25 protein-coding genes are annotated in these 22,587 nt (G+C 36.9%); 18 read left to right on the plus strand and 7 right to left on the minus strand.

Annotated elements, in window-relative coordinates; genetic code table 11:
* Positions 1–3 precede the first annotated feature (3 nt).
* The 6 genes from ACZ5N5_RS11185 to ACZ5N5_RS11210 all read left to right on the plus strand — a co-directional run bounded on the left by ACZ5N5_RS11185 (position 4) and on the right by ACZ5N5_RS11210 (position 5,791).
* Entirely contained in the window at positions 4–1,137 is a 1,134-nt protein-coding gene (locus ACZ5N5_RS11185) for a bifunctional cystathionine gamma-lyase/homocysteine desulfhydrase (RefSeq protein WP_464372505.1), read from the plus strand.
* A gap of 122 nt (positions 1,138–1,259) precedes the next feature.
* Entirely contained in the window at positions 1,260–2,627 is a 1,368-nt protein-coding gene (locus ACZ5N5_RS11190) for a dipeptidase (RefSeq protein WP_464373780.1), read from the plus strand.
* A 111-nt stretch (positions 2,628–2,738) separates the two neighbouring features.
* A complete protein-coding gene (locus ACZ5N5_RS11195) occupies positions 2,739–3,110 on the plus strand; it encodes a rhodanese-like domain-containing protein (RefSeq protein ID WP_054861362.1) in 372 nt (123 codons plus the stop codon).
* 188 nt (positions 3,111–3,298) lie between these two features.
* Complete coding sequence (locus ACZ5N5_RS11200) at positions 3,299–4,711, plus strand: SpoVR family protein (RefSeq protein ID WP_464368279.1); 1,413 nt, start codon at positions 3,299–3,301, stop codon at positions 4,709–4,711.
* Positions 4,712–4,838: 127 nt separating this feature from the next.
* Positions 4,839–5,279 carry a GyrI-like domain-containing protein gene (locus tag ACZ5N5_RS11205; RefSeq protein ID WP_109985536.1) on the plus strand — a complete coding sequence of 147 codons (441 nt, stop codon included), beginning with the start codon at positions 4,839–4,841 and terminating at the stop codon, positions 5,277–5,279.
* An 83-nt stretch (positions 5,280–5,362) separates the two neighbouring features.
* Positions 5,363–5,791 (plus strand): hypothetical protein, encoded by a 429-nt coding sequence (locus tag ACZ5N5_RS11210; protein WP_181397674.1) that lies wholly within the window; start codon positions 5,363–5,365, stop codon positions 5,789–5,791.
* Between the two features lie 83 nt (positions 5,792–5,874).
* Here ACZ5N5_RS11210 and ACZ5N5_RS11215 read toward each other — a convergent pair whose 3' ends face one another.
* The 6 genes from ACZ5N5_RS11215 to ACZ5N5_RS11240 all read right to left on the minus strand — a co-directional run bounded on the left by ACZ5N5_RS11215 (position 5,875) and on the right by ACZ5N5_RS11240 (position 11,697).
* Positions 5,875–6,183 carry an ArsR/SmtB family transcription factor gene (locus ACZ5N5_RS11215; protein WP_054788511.1) on the minus strand — a complete coding sequence of 103 codons (309 nt, stop codon included), beginning with the start codon at positions 6,181–6,183 and terminating at the stop codon, positions 5,875–5,877.
* A 17-nt stretch (positions 6,184–6,200) separates the two neighbouring features.
* Entirely contained in the window at positions 6,201–7,115 is a 915-nt protein-coding gene (locus tag ACZ5N5_RS11220) for a cation diffusion facilitator family transporter (protein WP_054861359.1), read from the minus strand.
* 118 nt (positions 7,116–7,233) lie between these two features.
* Positions 7,234–8,418, minus strand: a complete 1,185-nt coding sequence (gene chrA / locus ACZ5N5_RS11225; RefSeq protein ID WP_464372506.1) for a chromate efflux transporter — start codon at positions 8,416–8,418, stop codon at positions 7,234–7,236.
* Positions 8,419–8,514: 96 nt separating this feature from the next.
* Entirely contained in the window at positions 8,515–9,510 is a 996-nt protein-coding gene (locus ACZ5N5_RS11230) for a TIGR00341 family protein (protein WP_109985533.1), read from the minus strand.
* A 98-nt stretch (positions 9,511–9,608) separates the two neighbouring features.
* On the minus strand, positions 9,609–11,000 hold the full coding sequence (locus ACZ5N5_RS11235; protein WP_277678132.1) for a sensor histidine kinase: 1,392 nt from the start codon (positions 10,998–11,000) through the stop codon (positions 9,609–9,611).
* A complete protein-coding gene (locus ACZ5N5_RS11240) occupies positions 10,987–11,697 on the minus strand; it encodes a response regulator transcription factor (RefSeq protein WP_109985531.1) in 711 nt (236 codons plus the stop codon). Before ACZ5N5_RS11240 ends, ACZ5N5_RS11235 begins: the two co-directional genes overlap by 14 nt.
* A 357-nt stretch (positions 11,698–12,054) precedes the next feature.
* Between ACZ5N5_RS11240 and qoxA the strand changes: the two genes are divergently transcribed.
* From qoxA to ACZ5N5_RS11295, 11 genes are all read left to right on the plus strand, one after another.
* Positions 12,055–13,053, plus strand: coding sequence for a cytochrome aa3 quinol oxidase subunit II (gene qoxA / locus ACZ5N5_RS11245; RefSeq protein WP_109985530.1), 999 nt, complete (start codon positions 12,055–12,057; stop codon positions 13,051–13,053).
* A 17-nt stretch (positions 13,054–13,070) separates the two neighbouring features.
* Positions 13,071–15,017 carry a cytochrome aa3 quinol oxidase subunit I gene (qoxB, locus tag ACZ5N5_RS11250; RefSeq protein ID WP_464372507.1) on the plus strand — a complete coding sequence of 649 codons (1,947 nt, stop codon included), beginning with the start codon at positions 13,071–13,073 and terminating at the stop codon, positions 15,015–15,017.
* Positions 15,014–15,613: a cytochrome aa3 quinol oxidase subunit III gene (gene qoxC, locus ACZ5N5_RS11255; protein WP_464372508.1), complete on the plus strand. Its 600-nt coding sequence runs from the start codon at positions 15,014–15,016 to the stop codon at positions 15,611–15,613. The genes qoxB and qoxC overlap by 4 nt, the downstream gene beginning before the upstream one ends.
* A complete protein-coding gene (qoxD, locus tag ACZ5N5_RS11260) occupies positions 15,614–15,916 on the plus strand; it encodes a cytochrome aa3 quinol oxidase subunit IV (RefSeq protein ID WP_054788510.1) in 303 nt (100 codons plus the stop codon).
* Positions 15,917–16,122: 206 nt separating this feature from the next.
* Entirely contained in the window at positions 16,123–16,968 is an 846-nt protein-coding gene (locus ACZ5N5_RS11265) for a DegV family protein (protein ID WP_277678129.1), read from the plus strand.
* Between the two features lie 101 nt (positions 16,969–17,069).
* Positions 17,070–18,203 (plus strand): trans-sulfuration enzyme family protein, encoded by a 1,134-nt coding sequence (locus ACZ5N5_RS11270; RefSeq protein ID WP_464372509.1) that lies wholly within the window; start codon positions 17,070–17,072, stop codon positions 18,201–18,203.
* A 10-nt stretch (positions 18,204–18,213) separates the two neighbouring features.
* Positions 18,214–18,966: a (S)-benzoin forming benzil reductase gene (locus ACZ5N5_RS11275; RefSeq protein ID WP_054788509.1), complete on the plus strand. Its 753-nt coding sequence runs from the start codon at positions 18,214–18,216 to the stop codon at positions 18,964–18,966.
* A gap of 96 nt (positions 18,967–19,062) precedes the next feature.
* Positions 19,063–19,170, plus strand: a complete 108-nt coding sequence (locus ACZ5N5_RS11280; RefSeq protein WP_109985525.1) for a YjcZ family sporulation protein — start codon at positions 19,063–19,065, stop codon at positions 19,168–19,170.
* Between the two features lie 211 nt (positions 19,171–19,381).
* On the plus strand, positions 19,382–20,143 hold the full coding sequence (gene map / locus ACZ5N5_RS11285) for a type I methionyl aminopeptidase (protein ID WP_277678127.1): 762 nt from the start codon (positions 19,382–19,384) through the stop codon (positions 20,141–20,143).
* An 8-nt stretch (positions 20,144–20,151) separates the two neighbouring features.
* Positions 20,152–20,865, plus strand: coding sequence for an AzlC family ABC transporter permease (locus tag ACZ5N5_RS11290; protein ID WP_054788508.1), 714 nt, complete (start codon positions 20,152–20,154; stop codon positions 20,863–20,865).
* Positions 20,862–21,164, plus strand: a complete 303-nt coding sequence (locus ACZ5N5_RS11295; RefSeq protein WP_054788507.1) for an AzlD domain-containing protein — start codon at positions 20,862–20,864, stop codon at positions 21,162–21,164. The genes ACZ5N5_RS11290 and ACZ5N5_RS11295 overlap by 4 nt, the downstream gene beginning before the upstream one ends.
* A gap of 20 nt (positions 21,165–21,184) precedes the next feature.
* Here ACZ5N5_RS11295 and ACZ5N5_RS11300 read toward each other — a convergent pair whose 3' ends face one another.
* Entirely contained in the window at positions 21,185–22,054 is an 870-nt protein-coding gene (locus ACZ5N5_RS11300; RefSeq protein WP_109985522.1) for a cation diffusion facilitator family transporter, read from the minus strand.
* Positions 22,055–22,284: 230 nt separating this feature from the next.
* On the opposite strand from ACZ5N5_RS11300, the gene ACZ5N5_RS11305 reads away from it, so the two are divergent.
* On the plus strand, positions 22,285–22,530 hold the full coding sequence (locus ACZ5N5_RS11305) for a hypothetical protein (RefSeq protein WP_054788506.1): 246 nt from the start codon (positions 22,285–22,287) through the stop codon (positions 22,528–22,530).
* Positions 22,531–22,587: the final 57 nt, after the last annotated feature.

Below are 22,587 nucleotides of genomic sequence, written 5' to 3' on the forward strand. Positions count from 1 at the left end.
AAAATGAGAAGAAAAACGAAAATGGTTCATGGTGGTATAACCGGAGATGAAAGGACGGGTGCAGTTTCTGTCCCTATTTACCAAGTAAGTACGTACAAGCAACCTGAAGCAGGAAAGCATACGGGGTATGAATATTCAAGAACGGGAAATCCGACAAGACACGCTCTTGAAACGGTTATAGCTGAACTAGAAAATGGTACTCATGGCTTTGCGTTTGCATCAGGAATGGCAGCAATTAATGCGGTTATGATGCTGCTAAAGGCTGGGGATCATGTTGTCTTAACGGATGATGTTTACGGGGGAACCTACCGATTAACAACAAAAGTGTTAAACCATATGAATTTAACCCATAGCTTCGTGGATACAAGTGATCCAAATGCAGTGGAAAAGGCAATTCAACCGAACACAAAAATTCTCTATATAGAAACACCAACAAATCCTTTATTAAAAGTCACTGATTTAAATAAAATGAAGCAATTGGTAGAGAAGCATGATTTACTTCTTGTGGTAGATAATACCTTTGCCACACCTTACATTCAATTACCACTTGACTTTGGAGCAGACATTGTTCTTCATAGTGCAACAAAATACATTGGGGGACATAGTGATGTTGTGGCAGGTTTAGTGGTTGTCCAGGATGATCAACTAGCAGAGAGGATTCATTTCATCCAAAACTCTGCTGGAGCAATATTAGGACCGCAGGATTCTTGGTTATTACTACGTGGAATCAAAACCTTAGGACTACGTATGGAAGCTATTGAGAAAAATGCTAATAAAATCGCTACTTTCTTAGATCAGCACGAGAATGTTACGAAAGTATATTATCCAGGTCTTAAGCAGCATCAGGACCATGTGCTTGCAAGTAAACAGGCAGCTGGATACGGTGGTATGATTGCATTTGATGTAGGAAGTAGTGAAAAGGCTGATCAAGTCTTAAGTAAAGTAAAATATTTTACCTTAGCCGAAAGTCTAGGTGCAGTGGAAAGCTTAATTTCGATACCAGCTAGAATGACCCATGCATCTATTCCGAAAGATCGACGAGAGGAACTAGGTATCACAGACGGTTTAATCCGTTTGTCCATTGGAATAGAGGATATCGAAGATCTAATCGAGGATTTATCTCAAGCTTTAGTATAGTTTAAGAACCATTCTTCTTAGGAAGGATGGTTTTTTGCTATTTTATAGTGCAAAAAACATGAATGTTCTGTATCATCCGTGTTACACTATGAAATGGATAGAAAAGGAAGGGATTGAGTAGATTGGATGAACAAGTCATCAAGTATTTGAATGAACATCAACAAGAAAATCTCGATCAATTATTAAAGTTCTTAAAAATTCCAAGTGTAAGTACAGATTCGACATATAAAAAAGATGTGAAGGATGCAGCAACATTTGTTGCAGGCTATTTAAAAGAAGCAGGATTTAATCAAGTGGAGATTCAAGAAACAAAAGGACATCCGTTAGTATATGCAGAATGGTTAGAAGCAAGTGATAATGCGCCAACTGTCTTGTTCTATGGTCATTATGATGTACAGCCTGCTGAGCCTCTTCATGAGTGGAAAAGTGAACCATTTTCTCCAGAAATTAGAGATGGGAGAATTTACGCTCGCGGTGCAAGTGATGATAAAGGGCAAGTCTTTATGCATTTAGCAGTATTTAAAGCCTATCTTCAAACAAAAGAAAGGCTACCTATCAATGTAAAGATCTGCATTGAAGGGGAAGAAGAGATTGGAAGTGCGAACCTTTATGAACGGTTAAATGAAAAAAAAGACCAGTTCCAAGCAGATTTTGCTGTTATTTCTGATTCTGGCATGGTGGACAATGATCAACCGACTATTCTTTATGGATTAAAAGGATTTACGGGTCTTGAGTTTACGATAAAGGGACCTGATAGTGATTTGCATTCCGGTATGTATGGTGGAGCAATAAGGAATCCAGCGATGGCGATGGCTCATGTCTTAGCATCAATGAAGAACTTAGAGGAAGTCGTATTGGTAAATGGATTTTACGATCAAGTAGAAGAATTAACAGAAGAGGAAAGGGAACTCATGGCGCAAGCGCCTAGTGAAGATTATGCTACAACGACTGGAGCAAGCGGAACGGTTTCTGAAAAAGGATTTACGGCAAAAGAACATACAATGGCCCGACCAACACTGGAGATCAATGGATTATATAGTGGATATCAGGGAGAAGGTACGAAAACTATTATTCCAGCAACCGCAACCGCTAAATTGACTTGTCGTTTAGTACCAGGACAAGAACCTCAGGAAATTCAGGATTTACTCATTAAGCATATAGAGAATCATCTACCAGAAGGAGTTACAGCAGAAATAAAAAAAGAACCTCTATCTGCAAAGGCATATCGAGTCGATCCTAATCATCCATTAATGAAAAAGGCAGCAGAAAGCTTCGAGGAGACGTTTGGAAAAGAAGCAGTTTATGTTCGAATGGGTGGTTCCATTCCTGTAGTTGAATGGCTTGATAGTATTTATCATATTCCTGTTGTATTACTAGGGTTTGGAACACCAGAAGATCGCTTGCATTCTCCAAATGAAAGCTTTCCTGTAGATCATTTTGAGAAGGGTATGCAAACCATCGCAACATATTGGGAAAAAGTAAGCCAATAAAATTTTCAAAAAAGGAAAAGCTTGACAATTTAACAGTAAATTTATACGATATGTAATGTCTTATGTTTTGTTAAAATCTAAGCTCTTCTATGAATTTGGAGGAATAAGAAAATGCTGATAACAGCAATTATTGGATTGGCTATATTGGCTTTGATCGTTCAATGGTTATACGTTAGATATGTTCCAATAAAAGGAATTCCTTGCCTTGATTTTCATAAGGAAGATTCGATGGAGAATGTATTATTGGATATTCGTGATTATCAGCAGGCTTCCAATGACAAGATTCATGATGCAGTGGTCATGCCTGTGCCTTATTTGCATCGGTATTATCAGGAAATACCACGACGTTCTCTTCATATCATTGCATCTGATCATCTTGAAAAAAATGTAGCCATTCGCTTTTTGAAAAATAAAGGCTTTCATATTAAAGGCTACAGCTTAACAAATGGTAAATGCAAAGATAAATTTGGTAAATTAGCTTAAGATTAGGATTAATACACTAATAATTGACATTAAGAGAGATTTCCATCAGCAGAAGCTCGTACGTCCCAGACTAATAGGTAGTGTTGTAATAAAAATATATAGTAGATCAAGGACATCTGGAATCAGATGTCCTTTTTTTAGCATTCTTTCATATACTATAACAATCGTTAGTTGGGGGTGTAGATGCTTTGAAGAGTGAGGAAAAAAAGCAGTTAGAAGCGGCTATCAGTGAAATTACAGAAGTAGCCGAAGAATTTGGCCTAGATTTTTATCCGATGAGGTATGAAATTTGTCCACCAGAAATACTCTATACTTTTGGGGCATATGGGATGCCAACCCGATTTTCCCATTGGAGTTTTGGTAAGCAGTTCCATCGGATGAAGCTTCAATACGATCTCGGTTTGAGTAAAATATATGAGCTTGTCATTAATTCGAACCCTTGTTATGCTTTTTTATTAAATTCCAATTCACTAATCCAAAATAAATTAATTGTTGCACATGTGTTGGCCCACTGTGACTTTTTCAAAAATAATATTCGCTTCCAAAATACGAAACGGGATATGGTGGAGAGCATGGCTGCAACTGCTGAAAGGGTTAATGGATATGAAAAACAATACGGAATTAAGGAAGTGGAACAATTTTTAGATGCAGTACTTGCCATTCAGGAGCATATTGATCCAACATTGCTAAAAGCAAAGCTGAATTGGGAAAAGGATCAAGAGGAGAATGTACAAAAGCCTAGAATCACAGCTTATGATGATCTATGGGAGCTAGATAAAGACACCGAAAATAAATCGTCAAACCAACCAAAGCGGAAAAAACCCTTTCCACCAGAACCTGAGAAGGATTTATTGTTATTTATTGAGGAACATAGCAAGGAATTGGACGATTGGCAGCGAGATATTTTAACAATGATGAGGGAAGAAATGCTCTATTTTTGGCCACAGCTCGAAACGAAAATCATGAATGAAGGTTGGGCCACTTTCTGGCACCAAAGGATTTTAAGAGAACTAGACTTAACGAGTGATGAAATAATTGAGTTTGCTTCATTAAATGCGAGCGTGGTTCAGCCTTCCAAAACTCATATTAATCCGTATTATCTCGGGGTGAGGATTCTAGAGGATATAGAATCGCGTTACAATAATCCAACAGAAGAAATGAAGAAGATGGGAATAAAGCCAGGTACAGGTCGTGAGAAAATATTTGAAGTTCGTGAAATAGAGTCTGATATCTCTTTTATGCGAAACTATTTAACCAAGGATTTAGTCGATCGTGAAGATTTATATTTATTCCAGAAACAAAACCACCAATACAAGATAGTTGATAAAAATTGGGAGGAGGTAAGAGACCAGCTGATTTCTGATCGATTAAATGGTGGTTTTCCATATATTACAGTAGAAAATGGGGATTATTCAAGAAATGGGGAGCTTTATTTAAAACACCATTTTGAAGGTCAGGAATTAGATATAAAATATTTGGAAAAGACGCTTCCCTATATTTATCGGCTCTGGGGGCGGGATGTTCATTTAGAAACGGTTATGGAGGGCAGGGATAGCCTTTTTTCCTGTCATGAAACAAAAGTAGTAAAGAAGTATTTATAATATTTTAGCCTAGAAGAATTATATATTGCTATTTTCCATAATGAGCTTTCTCGGCTTTTCAAGCAGGAATATGTCTCCGTTTATCGAATAATAGAACTAATAAGCTAATGTAAACGGAGGTAAACATATGGAAAAGATTAAATTACCAGAATTTCATGCAATAGGAATCACTGTCGAAAGTAATTGGGAAGGACTTCATCGTGAGATGCCACTGAAATGGGAGCATTTTAAAAAAAGGTTGCCAGAGATAGAAAACAGAAAAACGGATGTAATGATGGATATTAGTCTTTATGAAGAGAACGGGGTTTATACTCAGTTTATTTGTGTAGAAATGGAAGGAGAAAGTCAAATTCCAAGTGATATGAAAAGGATAACGATACCAGAGAAAAACTATTTGTATCATCTTCACAATGGTAAACGAGAAAATATCGCTAACACCTTTGGAGCAATGTATGATTATGCGAAATTCAATGGTTTATCAGCTGGAAAGATGAAAATAGATAAAGGCTATACTGTGGAAGGAAAAGAGTTAGAGCACCATCTTTATATCGAACTGCCATGGACTTGACCGAGAATCTTGTGATGGACAAATTGCCTATTTTGTTTTACATCATATAGTGTAAGAGATAGGAGGTTATAATAGTGGAATATATGTATCCATCTCACTCTGAAGTATATGATCATCATGGTAATTTGGTTTATCAGGATCGGCAGTTTCCTTTCTTTCCTGGCGGAGGCTTTCCGGGATTCCCTGGATTCCCAGGATCAGGTCAAGGGCAAGCACCTCCTGGACCTCCACCACAAGCAGCACCTGGTGGAGCTCCATTAGGACCACCACCTCAGCAGATCCCACAGCAGCCACAAGCATTAGGAGGACCACAAGTAAAAGCGGTTGATCCAGGTGGAATAAGAGGTTGTTTATATCGATATACGTATATTTGGCTCAATCGTTTCCAAGGCTTTTGGTTTTATCCAACTTTTGTTGGGAGACGATCAGTAGCTGGTTATCGATGGACTGGATTTAATTGGATATACTTTGGTATAGATCTAGAACGTATTGATTCATTTACGTGTGTTTAAAAGATTGTAGCCATCCAAATGTTTTTATTTAAACTTTTGGATGGCTTTAGTACTGCCACAACCTTATTCAAAGCATTAAAGCTTTAATGATGACAGGCGTGATCGATGGATTGCTGTAATATCTTCATAACATGCTCATCATCCTGAGAGTAATAGACTGTTTTTCCATCGCGACGATATTTAACCAGACGTAAATTTTTTAAGAAGCGCAATTGGTGTGAAACATTTGATTGATTTAGTTCTAGGGTAGTAGCAATGTTTGAAACAGATAGCTCCTGTTCAAATAAAAGATGTAAAATACGAATTCTAGTTGGATCTGCAAGTGCTTTAAAGGTTTGTGACACAAGGAAAAGCGTTTCTTCATCAAGTTCTTCATATTTGCTTTCAGTCATTGCTCTGTTTGCCTCCTTTAGTTACAGCTATCTTCATGGTTCTCAATATTTGCGTCAATACCTTCTATCTGGATCGTAGAGTGGTGAATTCCAAACTGATCATGTAAGATTTTCGAAGCTTTTTTCAATAGTTCATCACGGTTGACTTCCCTTTCAACGATCATGTGACAGCTAAATGCAGGAAAATTAGAGGTGATCGTCCAAAGATGCAAATCATGAATACTTATGACACCATCTATTTTTACTAGTGAATTTTCCACCTTTTCAAAAGAAACATTGATCGGTGTGCCTTCCATTAAGATGTGAATGGAATCTTTTGTCACACGAAAGCCACTTATTAAAATGAGGATGGCTACTAAAATACTTGCTATAGGATCTGCTAAATACCAATCAAAAAATAAAATTAGCACTCCAGCTACAATGGCTCCGACAGATCCAAGAAGGTCTCCTAATACGTGTAGAAAAGCACTTTTCATATTCAGGTTATCTTCTGTATCACCACTAAGCATCAAAATTAATGCAACCACAATATTGACTACAAAACCAACAATAGCGATCCAAAGCATTGTCGGACTAACAGTAGGAGGTTCTAAGAAACGATGATATGCCTCCCAAAAGATATAAACAGAAATCGCAATAAGCGTTATTCCATTGATAAAGGCTGCCACTATCTCAAATCGTTTATAGCCAAATGTTTTAGATGGACTTGCCATCCGTTCACTTAATTTAAATGCAAATAAACTCAATCCTAAGGCAAATGCGTCACTGAACATATGTCCTGCATCAGATAAAAGTGCAAGACTATTCGTTAATAATCCTCCAATTATTTCCACGATCATATAACCAAAAATGATAAAAAAGCTAAGCATTAAAGCTTTTTTATTATTCGTATGATGGTGGTGTCCATGACCGTGATCATGTGAATGTCCCATAAGAATACCTCCATAATATAATATATGAACATATATTCATATTATAATACTTAATAAAAAATGGTGCAAGAAAAGTTTAAAATCTTCAACACCATTTTCATAAGTATGATAAGATTTGCTAAAAGGGTAGATATGGTAATAGTATGCCACCGATTAGTCCGATTATGACAATTATCCATGAAGGCAATTTCCAGAAAGCTAACAAGCTAAACAAGATGACGGCGAGAATAAAATCCTTACCTGAGGTGATGGTACTTGTCCAAATAGGCTGATAGAAGGCTGCAATTAATATTCCGACAACCGCTGCATTAACAGCAATTAAAGCACCCTGTATAGCCTTCACATGCCTTAATGCATGCCAAAATGGTAATGCCCCAATAATAAGTAGGAATGCAGGTAAAAAGATGGAAAATGTAGCTAGTAGTCCTCCCGGAATCCCGTTGATAACAGTCCCTAAATAAGCGGCAAAAGTAAATAATGGTCCAGGAACTGCCTGGGCTGCTCCGTATCCTGCAAGAAATTCTTGTTCTGTAAGCCAACCTGTAGGTACAAATTCTTGCTCAAGTAGTGGTAAAACAACATGACCGCCGCCAAAAACTAATGCACCTGAGCGATAAAAGCTATCGAACATAGCTAACCACTGCCAATTCGTTAATTGACTAAAGATAGGGAGAATGAGCAAGAATAAAAAAAATAGTAAAATACTAAATAGTCCTGTTTTCTTGGATAACACTAAGGAAGTAAAGGTAGATTCGGTTGTATCCTTCTTCTTAAAAAAAAGTAAACCAATCAATGCTGCCATTAGAATAATAGCAACCTGAGTTAAAGTGGATTGCCATGCAACCATGATAATGAGCGCTATAAGTGCAATGGCTTTTCTCGAAAGATCTGGTGCTAGCTTCGTCCCCATACCCATAATAGCATGTGCTACTACAGCAACTGCCACAATTTTTAAACCGTGAATAAAGCTTGCATCATAAAAAGAGAATTGATGGAGCGCAAGCGCGAATAACATAAGGACTATAACGGAAGGTAAAGTAAATCCGATAAATGCAAAAATTCCACCTAAGATACCTCCACGTATCATTCCAATCCCAATACCAACTTGACTACTAGCTGGTCCTGGTAAGAACTGGCATAGTGCCACTAAATCTGCATAGCTTTTTTCATCTAGCCATTTTTTACGACGCACGTATTCCTCGTGAAAATAACCGAGGTGTGCGATCGGCCCACCAAAGGAGGTGAATCCCAATCTTGTCGCGATCCATAAAATATTAAGATAGTTTTGTAAATTTTTTTTCATAAAGCCTCCTTAAAATGAAATAGTTAGTTCTCATTCTACTAATAGATACATTAATCGACAAGGCTATATTTTGTAAATTTTTCTTTACAATGGATATTAAAAATTTATAAAGTAAATGACAGTAGCTAAGATGAGGATAACAATACTTACAAAAAGCAGTGCATATTTTTTAGAAGTATAGGCAGCTTGAAGGTCACTCCAATTGTTCGGTTCGATTCCACTAATCCAAAAAATAATAATAGCAGAAAGTAAGATGGCACTAATATTGACTAGTAATAACAAAATAGGGGTAACAGCTTCTTCAAACGCTGCAGAACCAATCATCATCCCGAATACAATAGCTGGGGGAAGTAATGCCACAGATACCATAACGCCTACAAGCGCCTCCGATACTCTTCTTGCAAAAGACAACGCGCCAGCGGCACCTGCTGCAATGGCCACAACGATATCCATTAATTCAATATTCGTTCGAGCTAGAAATTCTCTACTTTGGCTTGGTAATGGAAAGATGACTCCAAATAAGATGGCAATACTAATAGGAATTACAAGACCGAGTAGCGCGGTTGTAACAGCTTTTTTTATTATTTGATAATCTCCTAGGATGGAAGAAAATGCAATAGCAGTAAATGGTCCAATTAAGGGAGCAATCACCATTGCACCAATAACAATAGCAGCACTGTCTTTGACAATTCCTGCAGTTGCTACAATAGCTGATAAAATAAGCAACCAAATGTAATTCAAGTTAATTCTACTAGAAGATTGAACTACATTATATAACTCGTGCCTACTCGCTCGAGCGATTTCTCTATTTTCTTCTTCCTTTTCATTTGGAGCAACTTCTTGTTTTATTCGGGGTAAATAGGTGGAGATGTTGTATAGAATTACTTTCAATTCATTTGTTTGATCATCATTCACTTCAAGAAAATCAAGGATTTCCTCTGTTTGTTTTTTATTAAGGACTATTTTCACTAGTTGTACTTGCTTAGAGACTTGGTGATGCCATTTTTCAATATATTCATATGCCTTAATCTCTTTTTCAAATGCCTCAAACCGGTCAGTAGGAATATATACTTCGATTAATTGGAGTTCCATGCTTGCCAATCCCTTCACAACAACATTAGTAAGATTTTACCCAATGATAGGATTATTATAAGTGTAGGGGGGGCTAACCATAGAACTCCATCGATTATTTATTTAGGGAATGTTAATGTAACTGTTGTTCCTTTGTTTAATTCACTATCAAAGTCAATTGTTCCTTCGTGCATTTCCACAAGATTCTTCACAATCGAAAGTCCTAAACCTGTTCCACCATTTGCTCTAGATCTAGATTTATCGACTCGATAAAACCGTTCAAATAAGAACGGAATATCTTGTTTTTTTATTCCAATACCTGTATCGATAATTTTTACCTGAATGTGATTTCCTATATCGGTTACTTCTATTTTTATTTCTCCTTTTTCTGTATAACGGACTGCATTTTCGATAAGATTAGTAAAAATTTGCTCCATCCGATTCTTATCTGCATATAAGTGAAGAGGGGTATTCGGTGTATGGACATTTAGCTTTAAACCCTTTTGATTCGCTCTAAATTGTGAACGACGCATCATTTCTTCTGCTAGCATATTGAGATTAAATGCTTCCTTGTTTAAATCAATTTTACCCTCTTCAATTTTGGATAAATCGGTTAAATCATCCATTAAATTACTAATATGGTCTGCTTCATTTTCAATAATTTCAAGAAACTCTTGTTTTTCTTCTTCTGATTGGTACATTTCATGTCTTACTGCATTAGCATATCCCTTTACGTAGGTTAATGGTGTTTTTAACTCATGGGTAATATTAGAAAAAAATTCATTTCTGTTTGTCTGATATCTCTCAAGAGTTTGTGACAGATGATTGATGGCAGTTGCGAGTGATCCAATCTCATCATTTGCTTGATAGTCTACTTTTCGAGAGAAATCTTTTTTCTCCGCTATTTGTTTTGCGACTTTCTCCATAGCTATTAGTGGACCACCAATTTTTTTGGAAATAAAGATAGTAAAGCCTATTGCCAGACCAATTGCACCTAGACTTGCTAAAATTACGAGGATGATAATATTATGAATAGAATTACTGATTAAACCAAAGGACGAGAATAAGATCACACTAGCATTTTCCTCATTTTTATTTTCTTTCACAATCGGTTGACCGACCTTTAAATAGGTAGAACCATTAAAGGAGACCTCCTCAATAACTGTTTCGCCTTTATGAAGATGCTGTAATTGATCGTCTGTTACTATTTGATTCGTTAATTCATCATGCCAATTTGCCTTTGTAATAATTTTACCATCTTGATCGACAATGACAGCACTTGTATTCGTCATTTCTGTTAAATGCTCTAATAACTGAATATTTTCAGGATCTTCTAATTCATTAATTTCCCCAGCATATTTTTCCGATAATTGCACAAGCTGTGTTTCTGTTTGATTAATGGAATAATTTAGAATAAGCTGTAAGACAATATATCCAAATGGAATTAAAATGATTAATTGCAAAAATAAAATCGTCGCACCAATTTTAAAAACCACACTATTTAACCTCATTGGAATCCTCCGTTATAAATTTATAACCAACTCCCCAAATAGTTTGAATTGGCTGATAAGGAAGTCCTGCTTTTTTTAATTTATCTCTCACATAGCGAACGTGTGAATCCACTGTTCTTATATCGACAATCTCATCCATTCCCCAAATCATATCCAATAATTGTTCCCTCGTATATACGCGATTTGGATGGGAGGCAAGCAAGTATAGAAGATCGAATTCTTTTGGGCTATACTTCAGTTCATTTCCTTTTACCTTCACAGATCTAGCTTGAGGATCAATAGACCATTCTGCAAAGTTTACCTGCTGATTCGTCGTCTTTTCCTTTGTATGGGAAAAATGTCTGAGCTGTACTTTCATACGTGCAATCAACTCTTCTGGCTCAAATGGCTTGACGATATAATCATCTGCACCAATGTTTAACCCTTCTACCTTTTGTGATGTATCATTTAATGCGGTCAATAAGATGATAGGTACATCTGGTCTCATTTCCTTCATCTTCTTACATGCTTCCATCCCATCTAATTCCGGCATCATAATATCTAGTAACACAATACTTACATCGTTCTCTTTCATTTTATCAATGGCTTCCCTACCATTGGAAGCTTCTATCCATTCATATTTATTGCGAAGATGTAGCTTAAGCATTGTTCGCATTTGCCTTTCGTCATCTACAATTAAAACTGTCGGTTTTATCATGTCTATCCCTCTTTAGCTAAAATAATCCTCATTAAAATAGTATAGAAATTTGATGGAATAGTAAAGGTTCCAGTCTTTTTCAATTTGTTGTATCACAGTGCTAACCATCTAATCATAAAAGTTATGTTATCAATGTCTGTGATCTTTTTCACTATTTCCTATTTGTGCATTACGTAAAACACTTTCACTTCCTTTTCTATTCCCTCTTTGGTTCAAAATTGAACTTTCTATGACAAATTTTCTTTCATCATAATTTCATCATATTTAGATGTAACAATGGAGAAGAAAGAGGGGTAATCATTCCCATTACTGAACTGGATTTGTTTTGTATAGATGCTTTATGGAGGGAGTAATAAGATGAAGGCATTGAAAAAGGTCTATGGTCTATTTTTATTATTAGTCACACCGCTAATACTTGCTGGTTGTGAAAATAAATTAATAGTTTTTGATCCGAAGGGACCTGTAGCTAGAAATTTATCAGATTTAATTATATTCTCTATTATTTTTATGCTCATTATAGTAGCAGTAGTATTCATTTTGTTCACTGTCATTGTGTGGAAATATCGGGCAAGACCAAATGATGGAGATTTTGAACCGAAAGAAGAGAAAGGGAACCATATTTTAGAAATCATATGGTTTGGTATCCCTGTATTGATCGTTATTGCATTGATGATCCCTACAACAAAAACGATCTATGAAGTGGAAGATATCCCGCAAGGATATGAAGAGGAAGAACCACTGGTTATCCATGTAACTTCAGCTGACTGGAAATGGATATTTAGCTATCCAGACCAAAATATTGAAACAGTGAACTATATTAATATTCCGAAGGATCATCCAGTGCAATTTAAACTAACCTCAGCTGGAACGATGCAATCCTTCTGGGTACCTGAATTGGGTGGCCAAAAATATACCATGGCAAATATGCAAACAAACCTTTACTTAGTCGCAGACCAAGAAGGCTCTTTTTATGGTAGAAATACTAACTTCAATGGTAGAGGTTATGCCCATATGGATTTCGAAGTCCAAGCACAATCTAAAGAGGACTTTAATGAATGGATTCATGATGTGAAGAAAACAGCAAACAAACTAACAGAGGATCAATATGATGAGTTGTTAGAGCCTGGAGTGGTTGGTCGTATGACCTTTAATAATACTCATTTAGATTGGATAGACCATGCTAAAGGCGGATCAGCCGATTATATTCATCCTGAACTTTATGAGATTCAGCATGGAGAAGAAAAAGAGCAAGAATTAGATGGTCAACCTGAAATAGAATCTAAGCATCAATCAGAAAACGACCAGTCCGAACAACATAGTGATTCCTCCCATATGGAAGATCACTCTAATCATTAAAAGAGGTGGTGAAGAACATGTCCTTAGATGAATTTTTTGTAACTGGTGATCCATTAATACTAGGATCTCAAATTGCAATTGGCTTAACGATGATTGGGCTTTTAGCATTGATCACTTATTTAAAGAGATGGAAATGGTTGTGGAATGAATGGTTTACAACTGTTGATCATAAAAAAATTGGAATTATGTACATTATCTCAGGTGTCTTAATGTTTTTCAGAGGGGGAGTTGATGGGCTATTAATGAAGGCTCAAACCTCCAGACCTGAGTTAGACTTTTTAGATGCACAGCACTATGATGAGATCTTCACAACACATGGTGTGATCATGATTTTATTTATGGCAATGCCAATGTTAATCGGGATTATGAACGTTGTTGTTCCATTACAAATAGGAGCACGAGACGTTGCTTTCCCTAAATTAAACGCATTAAGTTTTTGGCTATTCTTTGCTGCAGCGATGCTATTTAACGTATCCTTTGTTATTGGCGGTTCGCCAGATGCAGGATGGACATCTTATTTTCCTCTAGCAGGTAAGGAATTTACTCCTGGCGTCGGAAATAACTATTATGCAATAGCCATTCAGATCGCCGGTATTGGGACATTGATGTCAGGGATTAACTTTGTTGTGACAATTATAAAAATGCGTGCACCTGGTATGTCTTGGATGAAGATGCCTATCTTTGTATGGACTAGTTTAATCACATCCATCATTATCGTGGCAGCATTCCCAATCTTCACTGTTGCTTTACTATATATGTCCATGGACCGTTTATTCGGTACACACTTCTTTACTGTGGCGAGTGGTGGAGATCCAATGCTATGGCTCAACTTGTTCTGGTTATGGGGACACCCAGAAGTTTATATTGTTGTGCTACCAGCTTTCGGTATGTTCTCTGAGGTTATTGCTACTTTTGCACGTAAAAATTTATATGGCTATAAATCTATGGTATTTGCCGTTGCGGGTATCGCATTTCTAAGTATGCTCGTATGGGTACACCATTTCTATACAATGGGTAATAGTGCGGCAGTTAACTCAATCTTCTCCTTAACTACCATGATGATTGCCATACCGACAGGAGTAAAAATATTTAACTGGCTATTTACTTTAAGAAAAGGTCGAATTGAATTTTCAACGTCGATGCTTTGGGCTTTGGCCTTTATTCCATGTTTTACAATCGGTGGGGTAACTGGAGTAATGCTTGCGATGGCAGCAGCTGACTACCAATATCACAATACCATGTTCTTAGTGGCACACTTCCACTATGTATTGATTCCAGGTGTCGTATTTGCTGTATTTGCAGCTCTATATTACTGGTGGCCAAAAATGTTTGGATTTAAATTAAATGAAAAAATTGGAAAATGGCATTTCTGGTTATTTGTTATAGGCTTTAACCTAACCTTTATGCCAATGTTCTTTGTCGGATTAGATGGTATGTCTCGTCGTCTATACACCTATGCGGAAAGCACTGGCTGGGGAGCATGGCTAGGAGTCTCTGCAGTAGGATCACTGATTATGGCGGCAGGATTTGCAGCATTATGCTATAACATTTACTGGAGCTTCCGCTATGCGAAACGTGATGCAGGCAATGATCCTTGGAATGCTCGAACGCTAGAATGGTCAACAGCATCACCTGCGCCACACTACAATTTCGCAGTAGTTCCAAAAGTTGATCGTTTAGATGATTTCTGGCACAAGAAGAAATCAGGCAAGCTAGGTCTGAAAAAATCTGAATTGAAGCCTGTCCATATGCCAAGTAATAGTTGGACTCCAGTTTTCCTTGGTGTAGCATTTGGCATTGTTGGATTTTTCCTAGTATTTGAATGGTTTACGCTAGCGATTATATCAAGTGTATTGATTATTATTGGATTAATTGCGAATAGTTTTGATTACGATGATGGGTATCATATACCTGTTGAGGAATTAGAGGAAGAAGAACGAGAATGGAGGGGTGAATTAAAATGAGCTCACACACAGAAACACCTTTAGAATATAAATCACAACAGAGTCAAATGAATATATTAGGCTTTTGGATATTTTTAGGTGCTGAGATTGTCCTATTCTCTACCTTGTTTGCTTCCTATTTCGTTCTAGAGCATAACACAGCAGCTGGTCCTGCAGGTCAAGACATTTTTGTTTTAAAGGATGTCTTGATCGAAACTTTTTTACTATTAACTAGTAGCTTCACTTCAGGCCTTGCTATTCACGCTATGCGAAATCACGATAAAAAAGGCTTACTCACTTGGATGATTGTGACCTTATTATTGGGTGCAGGATTCTTATATTTTGAAATTAATGAGTTTCTTCATTTCATTCATGAAGGTGCAACCATTCAAACGAGTGGTTTTACTGCTGGATTATTCACGTTATTAGGTACTCATGGTGCTCACGTAACCTTCGGGATTATTTGGATTAGTTTATTACTAGTGCAATTAGTTCGCCGTGGAATTACTGAAAAGACTTCCAGTAAATTGTTTATCGCAAGTTTATATTGGCACTTCTTAGACGTTGTATGGATTTTTATTTTTACATTCGTCTATCTGAAAGGAATGGTGATATAGATGAGTGCAAAGTCAAATCATTTTCCATGGAATCTTTTAATTGGGTTTCTTCTGTCGATTGCACTAACATTACTTGCTGTTTTTGTTAAGTTTTATACAGACTTCTCAAGTTTGGTGATCTTGTGGATTATTGGTGCATTTGCCATTTTCCAAGCATTAATTCAGTTGTTTATGTTCATGCACGTAACGGAAGGTAAAGAAGGGGTCATTAATATTGTAAATATTGTTTATAGTGTGTTCTTAGCACTTGTTATTGTATTTGGATCCATTTGGGTTCTAACATCAGGCCATGCAGCGCACTAAAAAAGCGGAGAGGGAGACCTCTTCGCTTTTTTTACACCTTTAACAATGGAGAAAGTCGAACATAGCGAAATTATCTAAGTTGCTTTATACAAAATAAAAAATAGTGAAAGACTAATACTGTGATAATTTGTCGAATAATTTTACTTCTTATATATTGTTCGATAAAATATAAGGTAATAAATAATTGCAGAAAATGGGGCGGTTAGATGAAAAAGATAGCATGGATTACCGATAGTTCTTCAGGTTTATCAAAGGAATTCGCGGAGAAACATAATATATACATCCTTCCACTTAATGTTATTATAAACGGGAAAACCTATCGTGAGGATGTCGACTTAACGAAAGAGGAATTCTATCAGCTTTTACAAAAGCATGGGGACGGGGCGAAAACAAGTCAGCCAGCCTTTGGTGATTTTGTGGAATTATATGAAAAACTTAAAAAAGAGTATGACTGCGGTATTGCTCTCCATGCTTCAAGTCAACTAACAGGCACGTACCAAAGCTCTGTTTCTGCATCTGAATTAACCGGATTTGAAGTGGAGGTCATTGATTCTAAGATAGGTGATTTTGCTTTAGGGAAAATGATTAAAAATGGTCTGGAAATGCACAGAAATGGTAAGAGCTTTCAACAAATTGTTGAAAAGATTCGCGATTTGCCTAAGCTTGCTCAAATGTACTTAATGCCACAAAGCTTTGAGCAAATGCGTAAAAGTGGTAGAGTAACCACTACACAATCCATATTTGCTTCCTTGTTAAATATACATGTTATTCTTGGATTTGATAATGGTAAGGTGGTCATCAAGGACAAAGTAAGAATAAAAAAAAGGGCAAAGAAGAAAATGTTTCATTTAATAGATGAAGCGATGAATGCTTATTCATTAAAGGAAATATGTATTCTACATGGTGGGGTAATCGACCAAGCCCAGCAATGGAAGAGTGAGCTTGAACAGCTCTATCAGGAATTGAAAATTCAAATACAAACATTAGTACCAGTAGCAGGTGTACACACAGGTCATGGAACAATGTGTGTGGCATGGTTACGCGATCAATAAGGATAGGAGATGTCAGAGGTAGCTCTCTGACATCTTCTTATTTGGAAATAGGTTGAGATTGCGTTAAAGTAATACATAGACAAATAGAAAGGAAGAGGAGAATGGGACAAGGATTTGATACAAAATCTGTACATATTACAATGAAACGAGACGGAATTCCAACAAAGGTTACACCAATTCATCAAACCTCTGCTTTTACATTTAAAGATTTAGAAGATATTGAAAACTTTTATACAGGGGAACGTGATTATTTATATACACGTGTTGGAAATCCTAACACAGATGAGCTCGGTCAAGCAGTTGCGAAGCTTGAGGGTGCTCCGAGTGGAATAGCAACATCGTCTGGATTATCGGCTATACTTGTGGGATTACTTTCTGTAGTGAAATCAGGAGATCATGTATTAGCATCCAATGATTTGTACGGAGGTACCTATGAGCTACTTGCCAATGAATTGACGGAATTCGGAATAGAGGTTAGCTTCATATCCTTTGATGCAGAAATAGAAGAGCATATTCAGCCAAATACTGTCTTATTATATACAGAATCCATTACGAATCCGTTATTACGTGTGGAAAATCTTAAAAAAGTTGTCGAAATCGCAAAGAAACATCAGCTGAAAACAATGATAGACAATACATTTGCAACACCTTACTTAGTTCAACCATATGTATTAGGAGTAGATTTAGTTGTCCATAGTGCTACGAAATATTTAGGTGGGCATAGTGATATTACTGCTGGTGTTGTGGTTGGCAGCGAGAATTTAATAGCTTCCGCACAAAAGAAGTGTGTTAACCTAGGAGCAAACCTGAGTCCGTTTGAAGCATGGTTAACAGTAAGAGGGATGAAGACATTAGGGGTAAGAATGGAACGTCATGTACAAAATGCCCAAAAACTAGCAAAATCGTTAGAGGAACATCCAGCTGTTAGAAGGGTTTATTATCCTACATTTGTGTCTGAACAGGGAAATGGTGCTATTGTTACAATAGAATTAGCAGAAAATGCTGATATTGATACCTTTTTCCAATCATTAGCATGGATTAAAATTGTCGCAACATTAGCAGGGGTGGAAACAACGGTATCCTATCCAATCGGAACCTCTCACCGAAACTTGCCTGAAGCTGCTCAAAAGGAGTTAGGAATTACAAAAGGTTTAGTGCGGATTTCTGTAGGAATTGAGGAAGCATCTGATATTATTGAAGCAATAACACATGCGTTAAATATTGCTAAAAAATGAGGTGAGTTTAATGAAATATGCGGTCATTACTGGTACGTCTAAAGGATTAGGTGCTTCTATTGCAAAATTGCTTATGGAAGCTTCTTATCATGTGATTGGTTTAGCACGTAGTCAAAATGATGAGTTGAAGCAATTATCAACACATGGGAGCTATCAGCATTATCAAACAGACTTGTCAGATCTAAAAGCAACAGAAGCTACTTTTAACCAAATCATTCATTCATTACAAGATAAAGAGCTAGAATCGTTAGTACTGGTACAAAATGCAGCAGTTGTGACACCGATTGAACAGGTTGGTAAACAGAACAATGATCAAATTATAGATCATGTTCATATCAATTTAGCATCACCGATGATCGTCACTAACATATGGCTCGATGCTTGGAGAAATACAACATTTCCACTTATTCTCGTTAATGTAACCTCTGGAGCAGCAAATCGATCCGTTTATGGTTGGAATGCTTATGGAAGTACGAAAGCAGCTCTCGATCGATATACTAAAACAGTTGCATTAGAGCAAGAAGAGTTAGAAACAGAAAATAAAGTATTCCTTTTTGATCCAAGCATCATGGATACAGATATGCAGGGAGAGATTAGATCTGCTGATAAAAGCCAATTTATAGATGTAGAGAAATTTAAAGCATATAAAACCGAAAACAATCTACGTGATACAAGTAAAGTAGCAAAAGTATTAGTAGATCGTCTATTGAATCCTACATTGGTCAAAAATGGAGAGTACTTAAGTGTAAAAGACATCCTATAGCCGAGTATAGGTAACAACCCATTTTTTAAAAAACGAAGGACATTTTCCCCTTTTTTACATACGTTATAAGTGTAAGTATTAAAGGAGGGATGAATCATGGGTGCACAACAATGTGGAGGATACGGTTCAGGCTTCGCGCTAATCGTTGTCTTATTTATTCTATTGATCATTATCGGTGCTTCTTGGGGTTACGGCGGATACTAAGGTTATTCACACAAGGCTTCTCGCAATTTAGCGGGAGCCTGCGTTTTATTCATCTATATATTATCTTTAATAAAGAAAAAACTGGCATGGCTAAAAGCTCCACGCCAGTTTTTTGTAGGTGAAGAGGTCAGTACACAACTTCTTAGCAAAATATGATAAACTGTTTAAGGAATGATATAAGTTTTTGGTATCGGTAGAAAGGAAGTTTGAAATGATTACAAGAAAAAGTAAACGTGAAATAGAAATGATGCACGATGCAGGAAAATTACTTGCTAAGTGCCATAAAGAAATCGCGAAAAGAATAAAGCCAGGAATAACAACAAAGGAAATTGATGATTTTGTTGAGGAATTTCTTGCAGAACATGGGGCAACACCAGAACAAAAAGGCTACAGTGGCTATCCCTATGCTACTTGTGCGTCTGTGAATGATGAAATCTGTCATGGATTTCCACGGGAAGAAAAACTAGTACAAGGTGATATTGTTACAATTGATATGGTAGTGAATTTAAAAGGTGGATTAGCCGACTCTGCATGGACTTATGTTGTTGGCGAAGCGGACGATAAAACCAAAAAATTATTAGATGTAACAAAAAATTCTTTGTACAAAGGGATAGAACAAGCACAGCCAGGAAATCGTATTGGAGATATCGGCCATGCTATACAGCAATATGCTGAAGGAGAAGGTTACTCAGTCGTTAGAGATTTTACCGGTCATGGAATTGGTCGAACAATTCATGAGGATCCACATATTCCACACTATGGACTAGCGGGAAAAGGCCCTCGTCTAAAAGAAGGAATGGTCGTAACAATCGAACCAATGATTAATGAAGGTGATTGGAAAAGTAAAATGGATGATAATAATTGGACAGCTCGAACTATTGATGGAGGTCGTTCTGCGCAATTTGAACATACGATCGTTATTACTAATGATGGTCCATTGATTTTAACAGACCAAGAAGGAGAAATTGACTGAAAGCTAAAATGGACAAACAGAAGCGATCACTAAAAAGAATACAGATAAGGGATGGCTTTATAGCAGGTTCCCCAATTGTTATTGGTTATATCCCAATAGCGATAGCGTATGGTGTACTTGCTAAACAAGCAGGTATGAGCCTATTTGAGTTAACTGGCATGAGTATTCTTGTTTATGCTGGTGCTTCTCAATTTATGGGAGCTGGGATGATTGGCCTAGGTGCAAGTGCTTTAGAGATTATTGTAGCAACCTTTGTTCTTAATTTTAGGCATTTTGTTTTAAGTCTTTCCTTTGTCAATCAAATGAAGCAATATCCTTTAAAATGGAAGCTACCTCTTGTCCTTGGGCTAACCGATGAAACCTTTTCCGTTTCCTCCATTTACAAAAAGCAAGTAGATCATAGATATGGAGCCTACTTTTATGGAACCATTATACTAACCTCCTACTTATCTTGGGTAATAGGATCATTATTAGGAGGAGTTTTAGGTGATGTTATTCCAGAAAGGCTTAGTCAAAGTATGGGAGTTGCACTTTATGCGATGTTCATTGGACTATTAATTCCTTCAGTTAGGAAATATAAACGTGTTGCAGTAATTAGTGTTGTTGCAATGCTTATCAATTATTTAGTCACACCGTATATTGGACAAGGATGGGGAATTGTTGTTGGCACCATTCTTGGTGGTCTTGCGGGAGTGTTTATACTGGAGGAGGATAAGGTATGATTTGGGTGATTATTATTGGGATGGCATTAGTGACGATAATTCCTAGGATAATCCCGGCTTTTATCGTAGATCTTATTCATTTTCCTGAGTGGGTAAATAAATGGTTAAAGGCAATCCCTTATGCCGCATTAGGTGCTCTCATTTTTCCAGGAATTCTATCTGTCATTCCTGATAAGCCTTTCGTCGGGTTAGTTGCAGGAGTTGCTGCCATATTATTAGCATGGTTTAGGGTACATATTATTTTCGTTGTTCTGTTGAGCATCCTCACCGTTGTGGTTCTTTCGATCTCAGTGGGGTGAATAACCCCACTGGATCCTCACTATTTCTTAAAGGGCTCAATATGAATATGCGTATGGGGCACATTGTGATTATGCTTAAGCATATCCTCTAGATGATCTGTTATACGATGACTTGCCTCAACCGTAAGCTGAGGATCAACAAAAATCGTTGCTTCAATAAGAGCCTGATTTCCATGCATTCTTCCTTTCACATCTTTAATTTCCAGAACCTCAGAATGAGAATAGATCGCTTGTTTAATTTCCTCAAGATCATCCGGCTGAAATCCATCTGTCAACGTGTGAGTGGCTTCGCGGAAGATATCCCAAGCTGTTTTACAAATAATGATTCCCACAATAGAGCCTGCTAAAGGATCAAGCCAAAATAGTTGAAATTGTGCACCAATTATACCAATAAAAGCACCAATGCTGACTAAAGCATCTGATTTATTGTCTTGTGCTGCTGCTAATAGTGCCGTACTATTCACTTTTTTGCCAAGCCGGAGGTTGTACAAATAAACGAGATACATAAAGATTGCAGAGCCGATAGCAACCCAAGCTGTAAGTAAATTAGGCTCTGTGTAATGACCTATAACAATTGACCGGATTGTATCATATAATACTTGTAAACCGATTGTCATCATAATAAATGCTGCAAGGAGAGATGCAATCATTTCTGCTCGAAAATGACCATAATGGTGATCTTCATCAGGAGGTTTTCGAGAGATTCTTAAACCAATTAACACAGCGACAGATGCAATAATATCTGTAGCGTTATTTAGTCCATCTGCTTTTAGAGCAGAAGAGTTCCCAATTTGAGCAACAATCAATTTTATCGTAGCAAGCAATAAATAGGCAACAATGCTTATCCATGCTCCTATTTCCGCCTTCTTATATTTTTCATATGGATTCATGAATCGTCCCCGCACTTTCGGTTTTTGGTATAATAAGCTTATCAAATGTATGAAAGTAATGTCTAGTCTTACTCTTTTCTCTACGGATTAGTATTACCTAATTGTTTAGATTTACAGAACAATGATCGGTGATAAATTTCACGAACTGAAATACACAGCATCTCTTGAGGTTTAATGGCGTTCTATTTAGGGAATTACTTAGTAACAAAGAATTAAAGGAGGCGTGCTCCATGAAAAAGCAGAAGGTAAGTTATCGTTTAAAATCATTTCAACAAAACGGTGATAAAAAGCTGATCGCCAAAAGAGAAATACCATTTGAAATTAAGCTTGCTTCACAGTTAGTGCTTGATGATCTTTGTTTTAGTTGGAACAAAGCACGCTTAGAAGAGAAATTAAATGAAGCTATTGATCAACAGGACATCGAATCATTTAAGCGCTTAAGCGATTCTTATAAAAGTTATATATGGGAAGCATAGAGATAAACCTCGTCCGTAATTGAGTGACGAGGTTTATTATATTTGTTATAGTAGAAG

Source organism: Gracilibacillus sp. JCM 18966 (assembly GCF_055392695.1).

Coding starts and splice junctions, on each gene's coding strand:
- ACZ5N5_RS11185 (WP_464372505.1), top strand. CDS start 4: ATGAGAAGAAAAACGAAAATGGTTCATGGTGGTATAACCGGAGATGAA.
- ACZ5N5_RS11195 (WP_054861362.1), top strand. CDS start 2,739: ATGCTGATAACAGCAATTATTGGATTGGCTATATTGGCTTTGATCGTT.
- ACZ5N5_RS11205 (WP_109985536.1), top strand. CDS start 4,839: ATGGAAAAGATTAAATTACCAGAATTTCATGCAATAGGAATCACTGTC.
- ACZ5N5_RS11210 (WP_181397674.1), top strand. CDS start 5,363: ATGTATCCATCTCACTCTGAAGTATATGATCATCATGGTAATTTGGTT.
- ACZ5N5_RS11215 (WP_054788511.1), bottom strand. CDS start 6,183: ATGACTGAAAGCAAATATGAAGAACTTGATGAAGAAACGCTTTTCCTT.
- ACZ5N5_RS11220 (WP_054861359.1), bottom strand. CDS start 7,115: ATGGGACATTCACATGATCACGGTCATGGACACCACCATCATACGAAT.
- chrA (WP_464372506.1), bottom strand. CDS start 8,418: ATGAAAAAAAATTTACAAAACTATCTTAATATTTTATGGATCGCGACA.
- ACZ5N5_RS11230 (WP_109985533.1), bottom strand. CDS start 9,510: ATGGAACTCCAATTAATCGAAGTATATATTCCTACTGACCGGTTTGAG.
- ACZ5N5_RS11235 (WP_277678132.1), bottom strand. CDS start 11,000: ATGAGGTTAAATAGTGTGGTTTTTAAAATTGGTGCGACGATTTTATTT.
- ACZ5N5_RS11240 (WP_109985531.1), bottom strand. CDS start 11,697: ATGATAAAACCGACAGTTTTAATTGTAGATGACGAAAGGCAAATGCGA.
- qoxA (WP_109985530.1), top strand. CDS start 12,055: ATGAAGGCATTGAAAAAGGTCTATGGTCTATTTTTATTATTAGTCACA.
- qoxB (WP_464372507.1), top strand. CDS start 13,071: ATGTCCTTAGATGAATTTTTTGTAACTGGTGATCCATTAATACTAGGA.
- qoxC (WP_464372508.1), top strand. CDS start 15,014: ATGAGCTCACACACAGAAACACCTTTAGAATATAAATCACAACAGAGT.
- qoxD (WP_054788510.1), top strand. CDS start 15,614: ATGAGTGCAAAGTCAAATCATTTTCCATGGAATCTTTTAATTGGGTTT.
- ACZ5N5_RS11265 (WP_277678129.1), top strand. CDS start 16,123: ATGAAAAAGATAGCATGGATTACCGATAGTTCTTCAGGTTTATCAAAG.
- ACZ5N5_RS11270 (WP_464372509.1), top strand. CDS start 17,070: ATGGGACAAGGATTTGATACAAAATCTGTACATATTACAATGAAACGA.
- ACZ5N5_RS11275 (WP_054788509.1), top strand. CDS start 18,214: ATGAAATATGCGGTCATTACTGGTACGTCTAAAGGATTAGGTGCTTCT.
- ACZ5N5_RS11280 (WP_109985525.1), top strand. CDS start 19,063: ATGGGTGCACAACAATGTGGAGGATACGGTTCAGGCTTCGCGCTAATC.
- map (WP_277678127.1), top strand. CDS start 19,382: ATGATTACAAGAAAAAGTAAACGTGAAATAGAAATGATGCACGATGCA.
- ACZ5N5_RS11290 (WP_054788508.1), top strand. CDS start 20,152: ATGGACAAACAGAAGCGATCACTAAAAAGAATACAGATAAGGGATGGC.
- ACZ5N5_RS11295 (WP_054788507.1), top strand. CDS start 20,862: ATGATTTGGGTGATTATTATTGGGATGGCATTAGTGACGATAATTCCT.
- ACZ5N5_RS11300 (WP_109985522.1), bottom strand. CDS start 22,054: ATGAATCCATATGAAAAATATAAGAAGGCGGAAATAGGAGCATGGATA.
- ACZ5N5_RS11305 (WP_054788506.1), top strand. CDS start 22,285: ATGAAAAAGCAGAAGGTAAGTTATCGTTTAAAATCATTTCAACAAAAC.